General features: G+C 64.3%; 2 protein-coding genes. Both read left to right on the top strand.

The features are described 5' to 3' along the window. Nucleotides 1–176: DUF4189 domain-containing protein (locus EN893_RS37480; RefSeq protein WP_128362334.1), on the top strand; the 176-nt coding region annotated here is incomplete at its 5' end. Further along, the coding region (locus tag EN893_RS37475; RefSeq protein ID WP_245490996.1) for an invasion associated locus B family protein at nt 173–473 on the top strand (301 nt) is incomplete at its 3' end. The genes EN893_RS37480 and EN893_RS37475, both read left to right, overlap by 4 nt.

Here is a 473-nt window from a genome sequence, read left to right as displayed (position 1 = left end):
CCGGCTTTCCCTACAAGCATTGCGGTGCGCTCGCCGTGGCAGACAAGGTGGAGAACCGTTTCACGCCCTGGGGCGTGAACTCGGCAGAGACCCGTCGGGAAGCGGAGGATCTCGCCTTGCAGGCCTGCGAGGCAACGGGAGAGAAATGCAAGATCCGCGAGTGGGTCTGCACATGAAGTCTGGCCCGAAGGCCGTCTCCGCATGTGGGGCAATTCTATTCTCGTTGATGTCGCCGGCGTTCGCCCAGCAACAGGTGGCGGCTGTCCCGGATGGACCGTCATCGCTGCGCGAGGTCTATCAGGACTGGAGTGTGACCTGTTCGGTTCGCGAGAAGGCGAGAGTGTGCTCGCTCGCGCAAGACCAGGTCCAGCAGAACGGGCAGAGGCTTCTTGCCGTGGAGATCGCGGCACGCCCGGACGGCTCGACGACGGCTACCTTGCTGCTGCCCTTCGGCATCCTGCTCGATCCGGGCG

It is taken from the genome of Mesorhizobium sp. M7A.F.Ca.CA.004.04.2.1 (genome assembly GCF_004022825.1).
Classification (GTDB): Bacteria; Pseudomonadota; Alphaproteobacteria; order Rhizobiales; family Rhizobiaceae; genus Mesorhizobium.
This window is presented reverse-complemented; position numbering and strand designations above follow the sequence as displayed.